The organism is Cyanobacteria bacterium FACHB-DQ100, from assembly GCA_014695195.1.
Lineage (GTDB): Bacteria > Cyanobacteriota > Cyanobacteriia > Leptolyngbyales > Leptolyngbyaceae > Leptolyngbya.
On record JACJNW010000022.1, the window covers coordinates 178,574 to 194,809 of the forward strand.

Here is a 16,236-nt window from a genome sequence, read left to right on the forward strand (position 1 = left end):
CTCTATGCAGGGTTTAATCTGCATAGAGCGATTTTTTATTTCAGGGAAAGCGATGTTGCAATCTGCGTATGATGTGTTGGTGGTCGGGGCAGGCGCGGCAGGGTTATACACAGCGCTCTCGCTGCCCCAGCATTACCGAGTCGGTTTGATTACGAAAGATAGTGTGGCTCGCTCTGCCAGTGATTGGGCGCAGGGTGGGATTGCGGCGGTGATCGACCCACAAGACTCGGCTTCGCTCCATATTACCGATACATTAGTTGCGGGAGCGGGCTTATGTGACGAGGATGCGGTTAAGTTTTTAGTTGAAAATGCGGCGGAATGTATTCATCATCTGGTTGATTTGGGGGTGGCGTTCGATCGTCACAATCATCAACTAGCGCTGACCTTAGAAGCAGCTCATTCCCGGCGGCGAGTGCTTCATGCGGCAGATACGACTGGGCGAGCCGTAGTGAGTGTTTTAGCCGAACGGGTGCTAGAACGACAGAATATTCAGGTTTTAGACCAAACCTTTGTGCTGGATTTGTGGTTGGATTCGGAAAATCAGTGTCAAGGCGTTTGTTTGATTTACAAATCTGAGGTGCATTGGGTTCGTGCTCAGGCAGTGATTTTGGCAACTGGGGGAGGGGGACAGGTTTTTGCTCAGACGACCAATCCGGCGGTGAGTACCGGGGATGGAGTGGCGATCGCGCATCGAGCCGGAGCGATTCTGCGCGATTTAGAATTTATGCAGTTTCATCCGACGGCGTTGACCAAACCAGGTGCGCCAAGATTTTTGATTAGTGAAGCAGTGCGGGGAGAAGGGGCGCATTTGATCGATCGCTCCGGGTATCGGTTTGCGTTTGATTATCATCCTTCGGGTGAATTGGCTCCCCGTGATGTGGTGAGCCGCGCTATTTTCAATCACATTCAAAAAACTGAAGCCGATCCTGCGACTGCTACCGTTTGGCTGGATTTGCGCCCGATTCCCACCGAAACGATTCAGCATCGATTCCCAAACATTATTCAGGTTTGCCAAAAGTGGGGAGTCGATGTGTTCAAAGAGCCGATTCCTGTTGCACCCGCAGCACATTACTGGATGGGGGGAATTGGGACGGATTTAGAGAACCAGACTTCGATCGCGCATCTCTATGCCGTAGGTGAAACTGCAAGTACCGGAGTTCATGGAGCCAATCGCTTGGCAAGCAATTCGCTGTTGGAATGTTTGGTGTTTGGAGCGCAGTTCCGATCGCTATCGCTAGACCCGATTTCCGCAGCCCCTCTAAAAGCGGTTGAAACCTTATCAGTTGAGTTCGACCCGGAGCCAATTGAGCAATTCCGTGCTGCTTTACGTCGGTTGGTTTGGCAGAGTGCAGGAATTTCGCGAGAGCAGAAAACGCTAGATGCTGCGATCGCTCAAGTTCAATCTTGGCAGCAGGAATTTCTGCAACTGCCGCTGAGCCAGCTTTTATGCAATTTCAAGCTCGATCGCGCTCTTAAGCTGAATCTTTCTGCTCAAGATCTTCGATCTTGGGGTGAACTGTACAACTTATTCGATATTGCGGTGTTGATCCTAAAAAGTGCAGCGCTCAGAACGGAAAGTCGCGGCGGACATTACCGATCGGACTTTCCTCAAACGTCTGAAACTTGGCGAGTCCATACGATCGTCAAGCAAAATCACTGGACAACTGCGCCCGTTAGAGATATTTCTGCACCACCTGCCAACCCGTGATCGATACCCAGACGAGGCTCAAACACAGCAAGAAGTTTACGCCTACATGCACTGATCGCGCCCAAGGCTGGCTCGGAATTTGCACCGCGCTCCAAGCCGAGAGAAATATGAGTTCTACCACTGCCAGCCCTGACCAAAGATGGTTAGAATGCCCTAAACTGCCGTAGTGACCTAGCGTTCCAACGATCCCAATGCCAAGCAAAACTAGAACGAGAACCGCGATCGCAATTCCCACACCGATATGGATCGATCGCAGTCGTTTCGCTCCAAACAGCAATTCTGATCCAGTCGCAACTTGAACCAGATACGCGGCGATCGTTAGACCCATTGCCCAAGCTGCAATCCGCCACAGCCAAATAAAAGAAGGTAAATCCAAAGCCTTCACCGAACTTGTCTTCTTCATTGTGCAAAAAAACAGCCACGATCGGTCATGGCGATCGTGGCTATTGATTTGAAATCAGTCTTTTAACCCGTAAGCGGTACTCTTAAGCAATGACTAATCTTAAAGAAATGTAAGTATACAAAGCTTTATGAGTCTGTCGAAGCCATTGCTAATCCTAGAGGTTTGGAAAACGGTTCGTCCTCGCCCTCCTCGCTCACCATCAAGCTTGAACAGGGAATAGTGTCCGACAAGATCGCGCTTGCCATCATTCCTGTGTGAATCTCAAGTTGAGCGTTAGCCATCGCTTCAAAAAGCAACCGTTGCCCCGGAAAAACTACACGCTCAAAATACCAATTTGGCACATTTGTAATCCGAGCAATTTGAATTTGACTTGTTGCATTCACATAACAACAAAGAATGGGATCAGATCCACCCAATGGTAGAGGATCAAGAGTTTGAGGCATGGCAGTTAAAGACCCTACGTTAAATAACAGGCTGTTTCTGAACACTAACACTGGGTGATCCCTGACGACTGTAAACGCGATTACCAATGTTGCTTTTTAAGACGATTTGTGCGTTGAAATTGAGCCATATCAAGCGATTAACAAACAATTAAGTCTGCTTAATCTCTGAATACTGAATACAACAAACTTGCATTCAATATTTAGTGAGAAGAATTAATCATGATTGACGACTGCGCTCCTGGAGATAAAACTGGCGCTTAGCCATGCAGAGAACTGAAGTCAGTGATATCGTAAAGTTATGTGAAATAAATTCAGGATCTCGATGCGGGATCTTGCCTCGGGCGACTGTGAGTAAAATGCTATGGAAACTCGAATTCTCTACGTTCGACTGCCTTGTAATCCCATTTTTCCGATCGGTGTAGTTTATCTTGCCGATCACGTTCATAAACAGTTTCCAAACATTACGCAAAAGATTTTTGATTTAGGCACGGTTCCGCCCCTGGATTATGTCTCAGCGCTGGATGCTTGCATTGATGAGTTTCAGCCTACTTTGCTGGTGTACTCTTGGCGCGATATTCAGATTTACGCTCCGGTGGGTGGGCGGGGCGGCAACCCGCTTCAGTACACCTTTGAATACTATTACGCCCTGAATCCACTTCTGAAAGCGCGAGGCGCTCTGGGCTTACTCCGAATTGCGTCGGGCTATTACGGTGAACTGTGGCGCAATTCTAATCTGATTCGACGGGGGGTAAAACGCGCTAAACGATACAATCCCGATGCGAAAGTGGTTGTAGGTGGCGGTGCGGTGAGCGTGTTTTATGAGCAAGTGGCGAAAAGCTTGCCAAAGGGCACGATCGTCTCAGTCGGTGAAGATGAAACACTGCTAGAGAAATTGCTGCGGGGTCAGGATTTTCTCGATGAACGCTGCTATATCGTGGGTGAAACGAAGCCCCGCGATCGCATGATTCATGAGTTTCCAACTCCGATCGAAAAAACTGCCTGCAACTACGGTTACATCTCTCAGATTTGGAAAGAGTTTGAATATTACTTTCAGTCTCAGGATTTCTACATCGGAGTGCAAACGAAGCGCGGCTGTCCGCATAACTGCTGCTACTGCGTTTACACGGTAATTGAAGGGAAGCAAGTGCGGATCAATCCCGCCGATGAAGTTGTTAAAGAAATGAAGCAACTTTACGACAAAGGCATTCGTAATTTCTGGTTTACCGATGCTCAGTTTATTCCAGCTCGGAAATACATGGATGATGCGATCGAACTGCTGCAAAAAATTGTCGATGCAGGCATGACGGATATTCACTGGGCAGCCTACATTAGGGCGGACAATCTCACGCCGCAGCTTGCGGATTTGATGGTCAAAACCGGAATGAATTACTTTGAAATCGGCATCACGAGCGGATCTCAAGAACTCGTTCGTAAAATGAGAATGGGCTACAACCTCAGAACCGTTCTAGAGAATTGTCGCGATCTCAAAGCCGCCGGATTTAACGATCTCGTTTCGGTGAACTATTCGTTTAACGTAATCGATGAGCGACCGGAAACGATTCGACAAACGATCGCCTATCACCGTGAACTCGAACGCATTTTTGGAGCAGATAAAGTTGAGCCTGCAATCTTCTTTATCGGTCTGCAACCGCACACCCATCTAGAAGAGTACGCCTTCAAAAGCGGCATTCTTGAGCCAGGATACGACCCAATGAACGTCAAACCCTGGACAGTCCGAAAACTGCTTTGGAATCCAGAACCGCTCGGCTCATTCTTTGGGGAAGTGTGTTTGCAAGCATGGAAACGCAATCCCAATGATTTTGGGCGCGAAGTTATGGATATTCTAGAAGAAAGACTCGGATGCGCCGACCTTGAAGAAGCGTTAACCGCGCCGATCGACAAGCCCAACTCTCAACTCGTTACCGCCTCGTAATTCCCCCGCTTTCTTACTTCTCCCACTGATATGCTGGAAGGTTCGATTCTCAATGATCTCCGAGTGGCTCACCAACCGGGAGCGCTCGGCAAGCGCCCCCTTAATTTTGGTGTGTACTACAAAAACACGCTCGTTTCGCTCTGTCACGCGCTGGAAGACTGCATTCTCAGTTGCTCTAGTGCGCCGCTAGTGGTTACTGCCTTCCAACGGGGAAAATGGTACCTCGCAGAAGCCGATCGCTACGGTGAAATCGCCGATCATGCTCAACAGATTGTGATTATGGCTTCTGGAGATACAGGCTTTGCGGAACACCCCACTAGCCAGCGATCGAATGTGGCACTGGTTGAACTGGAAAAATCCGACCCGGTGGCGCAAGAATGGCACTTGATGATTCTGGCTCCTTCGTATACTGCGATGGTGCTGTGTCAGGAGCTGACACCGGAAGATTACGGGGTGCAAGGCGTTCCAACTGAAGATCTAGAGCGGAAATTTTACGGATTCTGGACATTCGAGGCGGGGTTAGTCGAGGAGACGGTTAATATTGCGATCGCTCATATCGAGCGGTACAATCCCAGCTTGGCAAATCAACTGCGATCGCGAGTGGCTGAAATTTCTGTTCAAACTAGCGAACAAGACGAGATTTATCAAGCCGTTTCGATGGTCGTGAACTATCTTCAGGTGGGACAGGAAGATTTGCGAGCGCGCTCAAAGCACGAAGCATTGGATAACAATCTGACTTCCAATGAGCTTCAAGCCTTTCTCCGACTGGCTCAACTGATCGATCAAACCGATATCAGCAATCCAAATGCGGCGGCTGAAGTGGCAACCTTGTCTGAGGCAATGGCGCAACTGCTCGATCTTCCCGCGTGGCAGTTGAATCGATTAAAACTCTCAGCCTTGCTGCACCGATTAGCATTCCTGCGGCGAGCGGATAGTGTTTTGAGCCCAGGAAGTTTTGGACGAATTTCTGAGCAGCAAACCGAAGAAGCGCCTTGCTGCCCGATCGTTCCCGGTGCTCAAATTTTGCGGAATATGGGACGAATGAACGCGATCGCCACGATCGTCACGCACCAATCTGAGCAATGGAACGGGCAAGGACAACCCGCCGGACTTGCAGGCGATGAGATTCCCCTAGAATCAAGAATTCTCGGGTTACTGGCAGAGTTTCAGCAGCGAGTCACCCAGGAGCAATCAACGAATCCTGAGACGGCTTTGAACCATGCCCTTGCTCAATGTCAGGCAGAAGCAGGCGATCGCTGGGATAGCAAGCTGGTTGAAGCTTTGGGTCTTTTAGTCAGTGCCATGCAGCAAGGATTGAGCTTACCGATTCAAACTCCCAAAATCGCGGCTGGAATGTGGCTTCTGGATTCACACTCGGATGACGAGCTGTTAGATTTGTCTGACAAAGTAACGGAGCAGGTGTGATGGACATTGGGGCAATTCGATCGGGGAAAGTCAAACAGCTTGCAGGTGCGGATCTCCAGGATGAAGATCTCTCGAAAGCTGAATTAAGTGGTGCGAATCTTGCAGGTGCAAAGCTCTCTGGCGTAGATTTCACAAACGCAAAGTTATCTGGTGCCGTACTAGACGGTGCGAACCTAGTCGGGTGTCAATTGATTGGCACAGATTTGCGGGCGACCTTGACAGGTGCGAACTTGATGCAGGCAGATTTAACCGAGGCGGATCTGCGCGGGAGTAACTTGCGGGGTGCGAACTTGATGCGATCGCGCCTCACTCGTGCCAACTTAGCGGGTGCATTCCTCAGTGGCACAAATTTAATGGGAGTCAGTTTACAAGGCGTTGATCTGCGTGGGGCTGACCTGCGGGGTGCGAACCTGAGCGGCGTTAACTTGCACGGAGCAAACTTGTGCCAAGCCGATCTGCAAGGCGCACAACTCACCGAAGCAAACTTAGAGGAAGCTGACTTACAGGGTGCGAACCTAGCAGGCGCAAACTTGGCAGGCGCAAATTTACTTTGTGCTGACCTCCAGGACGCAAATCTTGAAGGCGTGAACTTGATCGGAGCTTGTACGGTCGGAACAGCGATCGATCAAGCGAGCAATCAAGGCGCGATCGCCTCCAAGATCTCTTAGCTATCGGTTGGTAAGCTGGTTACAGGCTGCATACTTACGAGACCAAGGTGGAATAGCGCATCTTGAATAATTAGCTCCGGAGAGATTTCTGTAAACATCTGCACGCTTTGCCGAACTTGGTCGATCGCTTTGGGATTGTCGAGCAAATCGCGAATTTCTTCACAGAACGGGAGCGATCGCCGAATCTCGTAATTTCACCCCTAAGGTGGAATCGCTTAGATGGAACGGGAAGCTTAGAACAGTTGGCAACAGTTCAGAAATGTTTATGCCTATCTCTTCCCGTCTTTTATCGATTACAGGCTGGAGCTATTTGGTGAGTCTTTTGCTGTGGTTGAGCTTTCGTTTGCTGTTTTTCGATCGCTTCTGGTGGTTAGCGCTGCTCAATACAACTGCACCATATCTGTTCTTGCCGTTAGTCATCCTTCTGCCTTTGGCGCTTTGGCATCGAAGGCGAACACTATTTTTTGGGATGATTCTGGGTTGTCTGCTGTTTGTGATGTGGGTACAACCTCGACTGCACTTTTTCTCTAAGGCTGTACCCACAACTCCAGCAGGTTCACTGCTTAAAGTGATGACGTTTAACATACTGTGGAGCAATCAAGACTACGACAAGATTGCACAGATGATTCGTCAAACAAAACCAGATTTGATTGGGGTACAGGAGCTACAACCGAATCAGCTATCCAACTTGCTCAAAGCGATCGCTCCAGACTACCCGCATCACACAATTCATCCGGTCGATCGCTTTCATACCGTTGCATTGTTTAGTCGCTTGCCCATTGAAACCGCTAAACCCTTACCTGAACCGCCGATAGAACGCGGAATTCAAGCGATAGTCCGCATCGGGGATCAGCACCTCAATGTTTTAGTCACGCATCTTGCTCCGAATAATATGCCACTATTGCCGATCGATCAATTTATTGCTGAAACTCGCGATCGCTATGCACGCCGAGCCGCAGAAGCAACTTATCTCAAAGAACTGGTACAACAGCGCTCGCTGCCCACCCTGATGTTGTGCGACTGTAATCTAACCGACACTTCTGAGGCTTACCAACAGCTACGCAAGCACCTCAAAGATAGTTTTCAGGAGCGAGGTCAGGGATTAGGACACACACTCTTTATCAGGGGTGTACCCTTTCCAGTTCAACGAATTGATTACATTTGGCACAGTAAGGAGCTTGAAGCGATCAATGCCTCTGTTGCTCCCGACGGCGGCTCGGATCATCTCCCAGTCGTCGCGACCCTAAAGATTCGCTAGGGATTATTTCAAATCAGCGTGTCTGCTGAAATGAGTTCCAACTGATGCAGTTAGCTCGCTGATTGCTTGCTTCACTTCGTTTAAGAACAATGTTTGTCGATCGTAATACCACTGCTGAGCTTCTTGAGCGGCTTCTGGTGATTGTTCAGCGTTAATCGCTGCCATCAACTGTTGAGCAAAGCTTCGCGGCAGATCCGCGATCGCCACAGTTTGCGGCGGATTAGCAATGCCTCGCAGCGCGATCGCAGTCGCCACAATATGAGATCCCGAAGCGATCGCGTCCAACGTCTTGATTTGAATTCCACCGCCGCTCAAGGTCGGAATCGCCATCACTCGCGCCTGCATCATAAACACCTGCGAATCTTCGACAAATCCTTGATAGACCAGATTCGGATAGCGATCGCTCAGCCAATCTGCTCCTCGACCCGCGACGTGAATAGTGAGCGACTCTGGAAGCAGTGGATACACCGCCTCTAAAAACCATCGCAACCCTTCTTCGTTTGGCTTCCATGCCCAGCTACCAATAATGCCAATGTCAAACATCTTCGCAACAGTTTCAGTCTGTCTGCTGACAAACCCCGAAGGCAAGCTCAGCGTTCTTGCCTTTGTGAATTGAGCAAAATAGTTCGCATCATGCTGCGTCAACGCCCAGACTTCTGCGACTGAAGCTGCCGTTTTTGCTTCTAGCGCCTCAACGGTTGCAGCTTCACGTCCGTAAACCCACTTTGCCAGCCTATTGCTCGATCGCTGATAGTGTTGGCGATACATATCATGTTCTAGATTGTGAGCCACTAAAATCACTCTGGGATGATCAATTACATCGAGCAACCAGCCAAGCTGGGCGTGATCAATCACGATCGCATCATACACCTCAGCTGACAACAGCGACTGAACTTGCTTGATATAGCGGCGTGTGAGATATTTCGCGGCAGAATAAGGCATCTGCTTGATCAGGCTCAGCGCAAACCAGCCCATTGCTTTGAACTTTGCTTTTTTCGTCTCAACAGCACGATCGGCAACGAGTACCTCATGCGCTGCCTTATGTAATGCACCATCCTCTTTTCGACCATAGCCCAGCACAGTGACCATGCATCCCGCTTGCTGCAGCGCCTCGACGATGTTTTGAGACGCAATTTCACTGCCATGCAGCTTACGAGCAGGAAGTACAGTGGTGAGAAACAGAACGTTCATGATGATTTAGCTTGGTGAATATAAAGGACAGAAAAGACGGTCAAGGCAACTACGATCGCTGAGGATAAGGGTTCGGAGACAATGCAGCCTTCTGGTCAAAGTCCGAGGAAGGACTGCCTAAACGATCGTCGATCTTGAGGCGGCGATACTGCAGCGCGATCGCGATCGCAAAAGAGACAAAGATACTCCATTCTCCCCCGGCGCTCGCCACGCTGAAGCTATCCGCGGAATTAATGCAAGCTGCAAGAATGAGCGATTGAAACACCCAAAACAGTTCTACAGTTTTGAGCCGCAACAGCAAGTAAAACGTTCTGAAAAACAGCGTACACAAGCTAATGAGATAAAGCGTGAGTCCCACAATACCTAACTGTAGAAATAGTTCAAGAAAACCATTGTGAGCATTAAAGCGAACGCCAGCCCGAAAAGAATTCACTGCCCAGGTCTGCGTCAGAATTGGATAAGCTGCACCAGAAGTCCAAAATCCGGAGTATCCATGCCCCAGCCAAAAATGCTCTAATCCCTTCTCTAGCACCATATTCCAGATGGGAAGCCGCCCGTTAAATTCAAGGTTCTTACCCAATACATCGACCACAATGAACTGCAAATTCAAGAAGATTGATAGGGCGACACCTAGACTTACGGCGAGAACGATCGCCGTTGAAGCCACGCGCAGCCTGTAATCCTGCTTGAGAATGCTGTAAAGCGGAAAGAGATACATCGTGATCAAGAGCGCTGCCAAAGCAGTTCTGCCTCGACTCAATAACAACAGCGCCACTGCAATTGCACACACGCTCCAAATCAGCCAGCGCCATCTGGAGCGCTGCAACCCCAGCAGCGTCAGCAACAGAATGGCAGATGTCATTTGAGCCGCAAACAGGTTCTTGAACCCAAAAATACCCTTCCAGGCTCCGATAAATTCACCATCTGTTTGGATGCCATACGTGGGAAAGGCAACCCCTGCGATCAAGCTCAAGACAGCAGCGATACCAAGAACTTTAGCGAGTAGCCGCATTTCACCGCCCAGACCAAAGCGCACAGCAATGTAAACACCGAAAACTCCGGCTCTTATGAATGCTTTGGTTTCGTCGCCCGTGACCTCCGGAGCCATAGACCAAAACACGGAGACAAGCGCCATGACGTGTAGCAGCAGCAGAGGAATGTCTCTGGTCATCGCGAACAAGATTTTCTTCCAACAGCCTGAGACTAAAATCAGAAATGCCAGAATTGGATAGCTTATTAGGTTGGCGATGCTCACTGCTTGCGGGGGAAGCGCGATGCCTAAGAAGTACGCAAAGAAGAGTCCAGCGAGCCAGGGTTCTAATTTCTGGATGAGCAGTAGTAGATCTTTGAGTTTCAAGGGTCTGCCTCCGGTTCTAATCTGAGTAACGGGTTTTAGTGTCGCTTGCGATCGTTGCTCTGTAGGATATCTTCAAACAGAGACTGATAGCGATAGGCTTGCTGCGCTTGGGTAAATTCGTGCTCGACTTTTTCGCGAGCACGATCGCTTAATCGACGATGACGATCGCGGTTTTCAAGTGTCCAGGCAATCCCCAGCGCTAAATCGTCGATCCAATAAGGCTGCGCCAGATAGCCCGTTTTCTGATGCTCAATCAGGTCGGGCATTCCGCCAATTTCAAATGCAACACAAGGCGTTCCACAAGCCATCGCTTCCATGATCGTATTGGCAAGATTCTCCTGCGTCGATGGCAGGATAAACACATCTGCGGCGGAGTAAATCAAAGACAGCGATAAGTCATCGCGAAAGGAACCGAGGTAATGGGTTTTCATCCCGAATTCGGGCGGATGCTGCGGACGATCGGCACCGAACACTACTAATTCCAGCGATTCACTCCATCCTGCCTGTGCCAAACTCTGGAGAGCAGGCTGCAACAGATGAAAGCCTTTACGCCGATCGCTCGTCGCTGCCATCGCCCCAAACAGCGCTAGATGCTTGTCTTGGGGCAGACCCAAGGCTTCACGGGCAAGGGTGCGGCTGATCGGTCGGTACCGGGTGATATCTAAACCGTTGGGAATCACTTCAATCCGCGAGTTGCGAAACAGTGAACTCGATCGCGCACAGTCTGCCAGCCATTGGCTCAGCGCCACGATTGTCAAGTCGATCGATTGCCAACTACGGGCTTTGCGCTGCCAGATTGAGCGCGATAAGTCCCGCGCTTTGGAACTCTGCAACTGTGGACAACTGCCGCACGATTGCGTGTAGCGATCGCAGGACAAGCCCCCTGTTGAATCACTTACACCCGTATAGTGACAGCCGCCAGTGAACGCCCACATATCATGCAGCGACCAGACGATCGGACGATTGAATCGGGCGATCGATTCAATCTGAATAAACGCATCGTTAATCCAGTGCAAATTCACCAAATCTGGATTGATCCGATTCACACGAGCAGCGACGGTTTCTGGTAGCCACTGCACCGAAAAGGTCGTGGGCTGGCGCTGGCGATAGCGTTTTAAGGGCAGTGCATCAAAGGTCAACCTCGCTTTTGCGATGCCTTGTTCAAGCTGCGTTCGAGGCGCGACGATCGACTTGTCCCCGCTCGTCTTTGCCTGCACGAGCATCTGAGACGCTACCCCAATCTGGTGCAGCCCCTGATGCAGTCGATACGCCGCTCTTGCCGCACCGCCTTCGACATCATAACTACTTGCCAGTAAAATCTTCACGCTCCCTCCATGATTGTGGCGACTTCCTGAATCGCTCGTGCTACTGCTTATCTCGGTTATTGCTGCTTGCCCAACGAAAATCTGAGCGGATTCGGGATAATTTTCAGCGTTTGATAAGTGCGAGTGCTAAAAATGGCTCCCCGGATGATGAGGCTAGTGGCAGTGGCGATCGCGGCCCCCTCTAGCCCAAAGCTTGGAATCAATAGCGCGTTCAGCACCACGTTTAAGCCCGCCGTTATCCCTGTGCCGATCGCGGTTTCTCGCTCTCGTCCTGTCATCAGTAGGAGCAATCCAGATAGCTCAAGCGGTGAACTGATTAAGTAACCGAGGCAAAGAATCGTCAGCGCGGCTTGCCCTTGAAGAAATTCTGAACCAAAAATTAGTAAGAACCAATGTCCAAGTACAATCAGCGAGGTTGAGATTGCACCGCAGGCAAGAAACAGCATTCGAGCACCGCTGTGTGCCACCTGCTCCACTTGTGATAGATTTCGCAGTGCATAAGCTTGCGCGATCGCAGGCCCGGTTGCAGCAGAAACGGCTGCTAAGCTGAACTGGATCAACTGCGCTCCTCGCCCAACCACCGTGTAAATTCCTGCCGCACTGGTTCCTTTCATCGCGCCTAGCATCAGCACATCGATTTGCTGATTGATCGTAAACATGGCAACGATCGCTAAAAACGGCAAGCTGCCCTGAAACCAAGCGTTAGTGTGATAGACCGGGGAAGCTTGCTTTGTCTCAACAGGCAATGCGGCATGAAGCTGCTGTGAGCCAATCCAATAGGCCACGCCAACCGTAAGAACATAGATGCCCATGACGGAATACACCGTGATGAACGGGCGGTGAAAGACAAACAGCAGTCCGAGCAAAACTAGGAATAGAATCGGCTTGATCAACAACTCCGGGAAGTCGCTTTTGACGACCTGATTGAGTCCCCGCATACTGCCTTGCCGGAGTGCTGTTAATGTTCCCAAGGGCAGAGAAAACAGACAAAGCCAGAACACCACCAGCGTTTCAAAACTGGCGCGGTTGAGCCACCAAGCAGTGACAGCACCGATCGCGCCAATTGTAATCGACAGCAGCAGCACCATCTCGTTCGCTCGCCGCAGCAATCCCTTGAGTGCTCCCCAGTCTGAGTTCGCGTGATAAACCGCAACCTCACGCACAAGATATTCGGGTAAGCCTAAACAGGCGGGCACTCCGAGAAAGCCGACCCAGGTAATTGCATAAATATAGTCTCCATAGCCAGAAGCCCCCAAAGCTCTCGCTAGACAGACATTCGTGATGAAGGCGATGCCGAGCGAAATGACTTTTACAGCGAACGATCCAGCGGCTCGTTTTGCGATTGAATTACGAAGCGCGATCGTTTTAACTTTTCTCAAGCCTTTGATCAGTGAGCTTTGATTCAGCACTCGTGCATCCCCATATCAGTGTCGTCAGTCAATCTGTTTTGTGTGCAACCCAGATGCTCAATCCAAGCTGCTTTAGAATTTCTTTCAATCAACGCCCCGCTCTTACCGGAGCCGCGGGTTGGCTTGCACGATTGGTTTGTTCAAGCATTGCCTGGCTCAGTTGGTGGAGCTGAGTTTTTCGATGCTGCATCTGCGGTGTTGGCGGTAAACCAACCGTTGCAAGGATCTTCTCCCAGCGATAAACCCAATCGTGCTTCTGCAAGGCGTGAGCCGCATTGTTGACGTGAATTTGATTGAGGCGATCGGGCTGAGCCTCAAGCTCCGCTAGGAACTGGGCGATATCTGGCGCATGAAACGGCATCGGAATCACTGCATCCGGCCAATCAAAAAGCTGCTGGAATTCCTTGCTCTGGGGCGCACAGCCGATCATAATTGTTCCTGCTGCCGCGCCTTCATAAAAGCGGTAGCCAATTTCCTGAGCAGATGAGGATTTATCTGGCTCATCGGCACAGGCATAGTTCGTAATGAAATAGCGACTTCGTTTCAGCAGATTGGCGTACATGCTGCGATGCTCCTGCGGCACCATGGTTCTTAGGTTTGAGCCAGTATCGTAGTAGTAAAAGAAGTTTGCGCTTTGGCTGAGTTCGAGCAGTGCTGCATGAGTAATCTCCGATCGCCGTCCTAATGAGGCGAGATCAATACTGCGCTTTGGTAGACCCAGGGACGGGGAGAATTTTAGGGTATCGAGTCCGAAGGGCATCCAAGTGCAAGGACGGCGAGTATAGTAGCTCATCGGCTCAACGCTGTTTGTTGATCCCATCAAGATGGCATCAAATTGCTTCAGGGGTTCTAATAGATGACGGCGCTTGTGCAGCCATTCATCGTTAGGCCAGGATTCGGTGATGAAGCAAATCGCAGTCTTACATCTGCTGCGCCAGTTTTTTAGAGACTTTAGCGCTTGCAGTTCAAAGATGTTTCTAAGTACGACAAAGAATAAATCGTAATCTTGCTCAAGGGTCTGAACTGCGTTGAATGCAGGCGTGATCCACTGCGATAACCGTCGCGATCGCGTAATTTTGTACGCTGCCGTGTACATCCGGCGAGAGCGATCGGGAGCACGATCATAAGTGAGTAAGTCTGCTTGATCAAAGTCGCTAATGAGATCTTCAATCTCATAAATCATGGCATCGGTGACGCGATCGCGCACATTCCGTGCGGACAACAAACAGACGCGAGACTGTTGTTCAGAGGCGGGGTGGGACAGTTTGTTTTCTACAACAAAGTTCACTGTATTTATCCTATGCTTTAAAGTTGACAGCATTTCTAGATTTGCCCACAGCCGTTGGTGACTGCTCACGCTCAGCTAATAGGCACCCGTCTTTTGCAGGACAACACTAATAGTTTGTAAGATGATTTTTAAATCCAGCCAAAGCGACCAATCTTTGATGTAAACCATGTCTAATTGCAGCACATCATCAAAATTATCGACATCTGATCGCCCTGAAACCTGCCACATTCCGGTAATTCCAGGTAAAACCGCATGGCGAATGAAGCAGTGTTCTGAAAACTTTTCTACATCCCGCACAGGCAGCGGTCGCGGCCCCACAAAGCTCATCTCGCCAAGCAACACGTTAAAGATCTGCGGGAGTTCGTCTAGGCTATAGCGGCGCAAAAACTTACCAATGCGGGTGACACGCGGATCGTCTTTGATTTTGAAGAGAACGCCATCGCGGGTTTCGTTCTGGCTCTCTAGCTGCTTCTGTAGCTCAGGTGCATTCACGACCATCGTGCGGAACTTCCAGACGCGGAAGGGACGGTTGTGCAAGCCGATGCGAGTCTGACGAAAGAAAATCGGGCCTGGGGAATCCAGCTTGATCAGCAGCGCAATCACCAGATAAACGGGGAAAGTCAGGGCGAGAAACACAACCGAGGCAAGGAAATCAAAGCAGCGCTTCACCTGAAACTCAACGCCAGCGATCGCAGGTGGCGCAAATGTCGAGCAATAAAAGTCAGGCAATTGCCAAACCCGTGAATCAGAGCAACTTTCATCCCGACCCAGTAGCACACAAACATGAAGCGTTATTCCCGCGTTCCGTAGATCCCAGTAGAGCAGCATCAGCTCTCGCGCAGGCAACTGTGAACATAAATAGACTTCAGATACTCCCATCCGCGCCAACCTACGAATGGTTGCTTCTCGCTGCTCATCGCTTAACTGCTGCGAATCATTCCAGCCTGCCACAGTGTAGTAGGATTTCTGCCCCAAAAGCGGCACAATCCGCTTTGCTTGCTCTGGCTGACAGAAGATGAACACCGTGTGCCGCCCCGCTCCGGCTTGGCGCACGCATTGGATTAAAACGCTGGTTAAGCATCGCCCTAAAACGAGGAACACTGTGCCCAAAAGCGCAAACCAAGCGAAGGGAAGCAGTAAACGGGCATCTACCGAATCGGTGAATAGGGTAGTTACTCCGATCGCGCCATCGACCAGCAGTAGCGTTCTGCCTAGCTTGCCAAAGTCCCGCCAGCCGTTGCCTTCGCAATAAAGCCCCACAACTGCAAACACCCCGACCGTCAAAATGGCGGTGGGTGTAAACGAGATGATGCGCTCCTCAACTCGCAAGGAGACGCTGAGATCTGTGCCGCTGACTTGCGCGATTCGCCAAGCGACATACAAGAGCACAAAGTCAAGTGCCATCAAGACCGAAAAGCGAAGCCAATTCATTACGCTTCTTTGATGAATCTGAAGCGAGGCGGGAGAGCGCAAGTCCCTGACTCGTTGCTCAGGTAGAGGGCGCAGAGTGCGGAGGCGCGACTCTGGTGGACGAGAAACTTGAGAGGTCATAAGTGTCTGAATCGTGCAGGAATGAGGAGCAAGAACGGGGTTATAACGCCGGGGCTGTGCTGCTAAGCAGCGAAACAACCCTTCAACAACGATCGACAGCCTTCTCCGAAGCAGCCAGCCCAGCCAGACTAAATTCAGGCAGTCTCCTGCATCAAACATCAACTCAACATTCAGTCTGTTCAAACATCCGTATTCCTATGTAACAGTGTTTAGGAGGTAGGTGCTTGAACGCTGGATTGATGCTTGTATCATTACTGAAGACTTTGCATCAGCTTTG

14 protein-coding genes are annotated in these 16,236 nt (G+C 50.3%); 6 read left to right on the forward strand and 8 right to left on the reverse strand.

Annotated features, from left to right (window positions below):
* Positions 1 to 52 precede the first annotated feature (52 nt).
* Positions 53 to 1,708 (forward strand): L-aspartate oxidase, encoded by a 1,656-nt coding sequence (nadB, locus tag H6F51_07670; protein ID MBD1822373.1) that lies wholly within the window; start codon positions 53 to 55, stop codon positions 1,706 to 1,708.
* Here the strand turns inward: nadB and H6F51_07675 are convergent.
* Positions 1,674 to 2,084, reverse strand: coding sequence for a DUF4079 domain-containing protein (locus tag H6F51_07675; GenBank protein ID MBD1822374.1), 411 nt, complete (start codon positions 2,082 to 2,084; stop codon positions 1,674 to 1,676). The two genes, nadB and H6F51_07675, sit on opposite strands and share 35 nt — an antisense overlap.
* A gap of 152 nt (positions 2,085 to 2,236) precedes the next feature.
* Entirely contained in the window at positions 2,237 to 2,641 is a 405-nt protein-coding gene (locus tag H6F51_07680; protein MBD1822375.1) for a DUF1830 domain-containing protein, read from the reverse strand.
* Between the two features lie 274 nt (positions 2,642 to 2,915).
* Between H6F51_07680 and H6F51_07685 the strand changes: the two genes are divergently transcribed.
* The 5 genes from H6F51_07685 to H6F51_07705 all read left to right on the forward strand — a co-directional run bounded on the left by H6F51_07685 (position 2,916) and on the right by H6F51_07705 (position 7,838).
* Positions 2,916 to 4,487: a B12-binding domain-containing radical SAM protein gene (locus H6F51_07685; GenBank protein MBD1822376.1), complete on the forward strand. Its 1,572-nt coding sequence runs from the start codon at positions 2,916 to 2,918 to the stop codon at positions 4,485 to 4,487.
* Between the two features lie 30 nt (positions 4,488 to 4,517).
* Positions 4,518 to 5,912, forward strand: coding sequence for a metal-dependent phosphohydrolase (locus H6F51_07690; GenBank protein MBD1822377.1), 1,395 nt, complete (start codon positions 4,518 to 4,520; stop codon positions 5,910 to 5,912).
* On the forward strand, positions 5,912 to 6,580 hold the full coding sequence (locus H6F51_07695) for a pentapeptide repeat-containing protein (GenBank protein MBD1822378.1): 669 nt from the start codon (positions 5,912 to 5,914) through the stop codon (positions 6,578 to 6,580). The genes H6F51_07690 and H6F51_07695 overlap by 1 nt, the downstream gene beginning before the upstream one ends.
* Positions 6,581 to 6,687: 107 nt before the next feature.
* Positions 6,688 to 6,897, forward strand: coding sequence for a hypothetical protein (locus H6F51_07700; protein ID MBD1822379.1), 210 nt, complete (start codon positions 6,688 to 6,690; stop codon positions 6,895 to 6,897).
* On the forward strand, positions 6,846 to 7,838 hold the full coding sequence (locus H6F51_07705; GenBank protein MBD1822380.1) for an endonuclease/exonuclease/phosphatase family protein: 993 nt from the start codon (positions 6,846 to 6,848) through the stop codon (positions 7,836 to 7,838). The genes H6F51_07700 and H6F51_07705 overlap by 52 nt, the downstream gene beginning before the upstream one ends.
* A gap of 3 nt (positions 7,839 to 7,841) precedes the next feature.
* On the opposite strand, the gene H6F51_07710 is transcribed toward H6F51_07705, so the two are convergent.
* The 6 genes from H6F51_07710 to H6F51_07735 all read right to left on the reverse strand — a co-directional run bounded on the left by H6F51_07710 (position 7,842) and on the right by H6F51_07735 (position 16,142).
* Positions 7,842 to 9,029 carry a glycosyltransferase gene (locus H6F51_07710; protein ID MBD1822381.1) on the reverse strand — a complete coding sequence of 396 codons (1,188 nt, stop codon included), beginning with the start codon at positions 9,027 to 9,029 and terminating at the stop codon, positions 7,842 to 7,844.
* A gap of 49 nt (positions 9,030 to 9,078) precedes the next feature.
* Positions 9,079 to 10,386 carry an O-antigen ligase family protein gene (locus H6F51_07715; protein MBD1822382.1) on the reverse strand — a complete coding sequence of 436 codons (1,308 nt, stop codon included), beginning with the start codon at positions 10,384 to 10,386 and terminating at the stop codon, positions 9,079 to 9,081.
* Positions 10,387 to 10,421: 35 nt separating this feature from the next.
* Positions 10,422 to 11,711, reverse strand: coding sequence for a glycosyltransferase family 4 protein (locus H6F51_07720; protein ID MBD1822383.1), 1,290 nt, complete (start codon positions 11,709 to 11,711; stop codon positions 10,422 to 10,424).
* Between the two features lie 56 nt (positions 11,712 to 11,767).
* Positions 11,768 to 13,120 (reverse strand): flippase, encoded by a 1,353-nt coding sequence (locus H6F51_07725; protein ID MBD1822384.1) that lies wholly within the window; start codon positions 13,118 to 13,120, stop codon positions 11,768 to 11,770.
* A gap of 88 nt (positions 13,121 to 13,208) precedes the next feature.
* Positions 13,209 to 14,408, reverse strand: a complete 1,200-nt coding sequence (locus tag H6F51_07730; protein MBD1822385.1) for a glycosyltransferase family 1 protein — start codon at positions 14,406 to 14,408, stop codon at positions 13,209 to 13,211.
* Between the two features lie 75 nt (positions 14,409 to 14,483).
* The gene (locus tag H6F51_07735) at positions 14,484 to 16,142 is read right to left on the reverse strand and encodes a sugar transferase (GenBank protein ID MBD1822386.1); all 1,659 of its coding nucleotides are present in this window, start codon (positions 16,140 to 16,142) and stop codon (positions 14,484 to 14,486) included.
* Positions 16,143 to 16,236 lie beyond the last annotated feature (94 nt).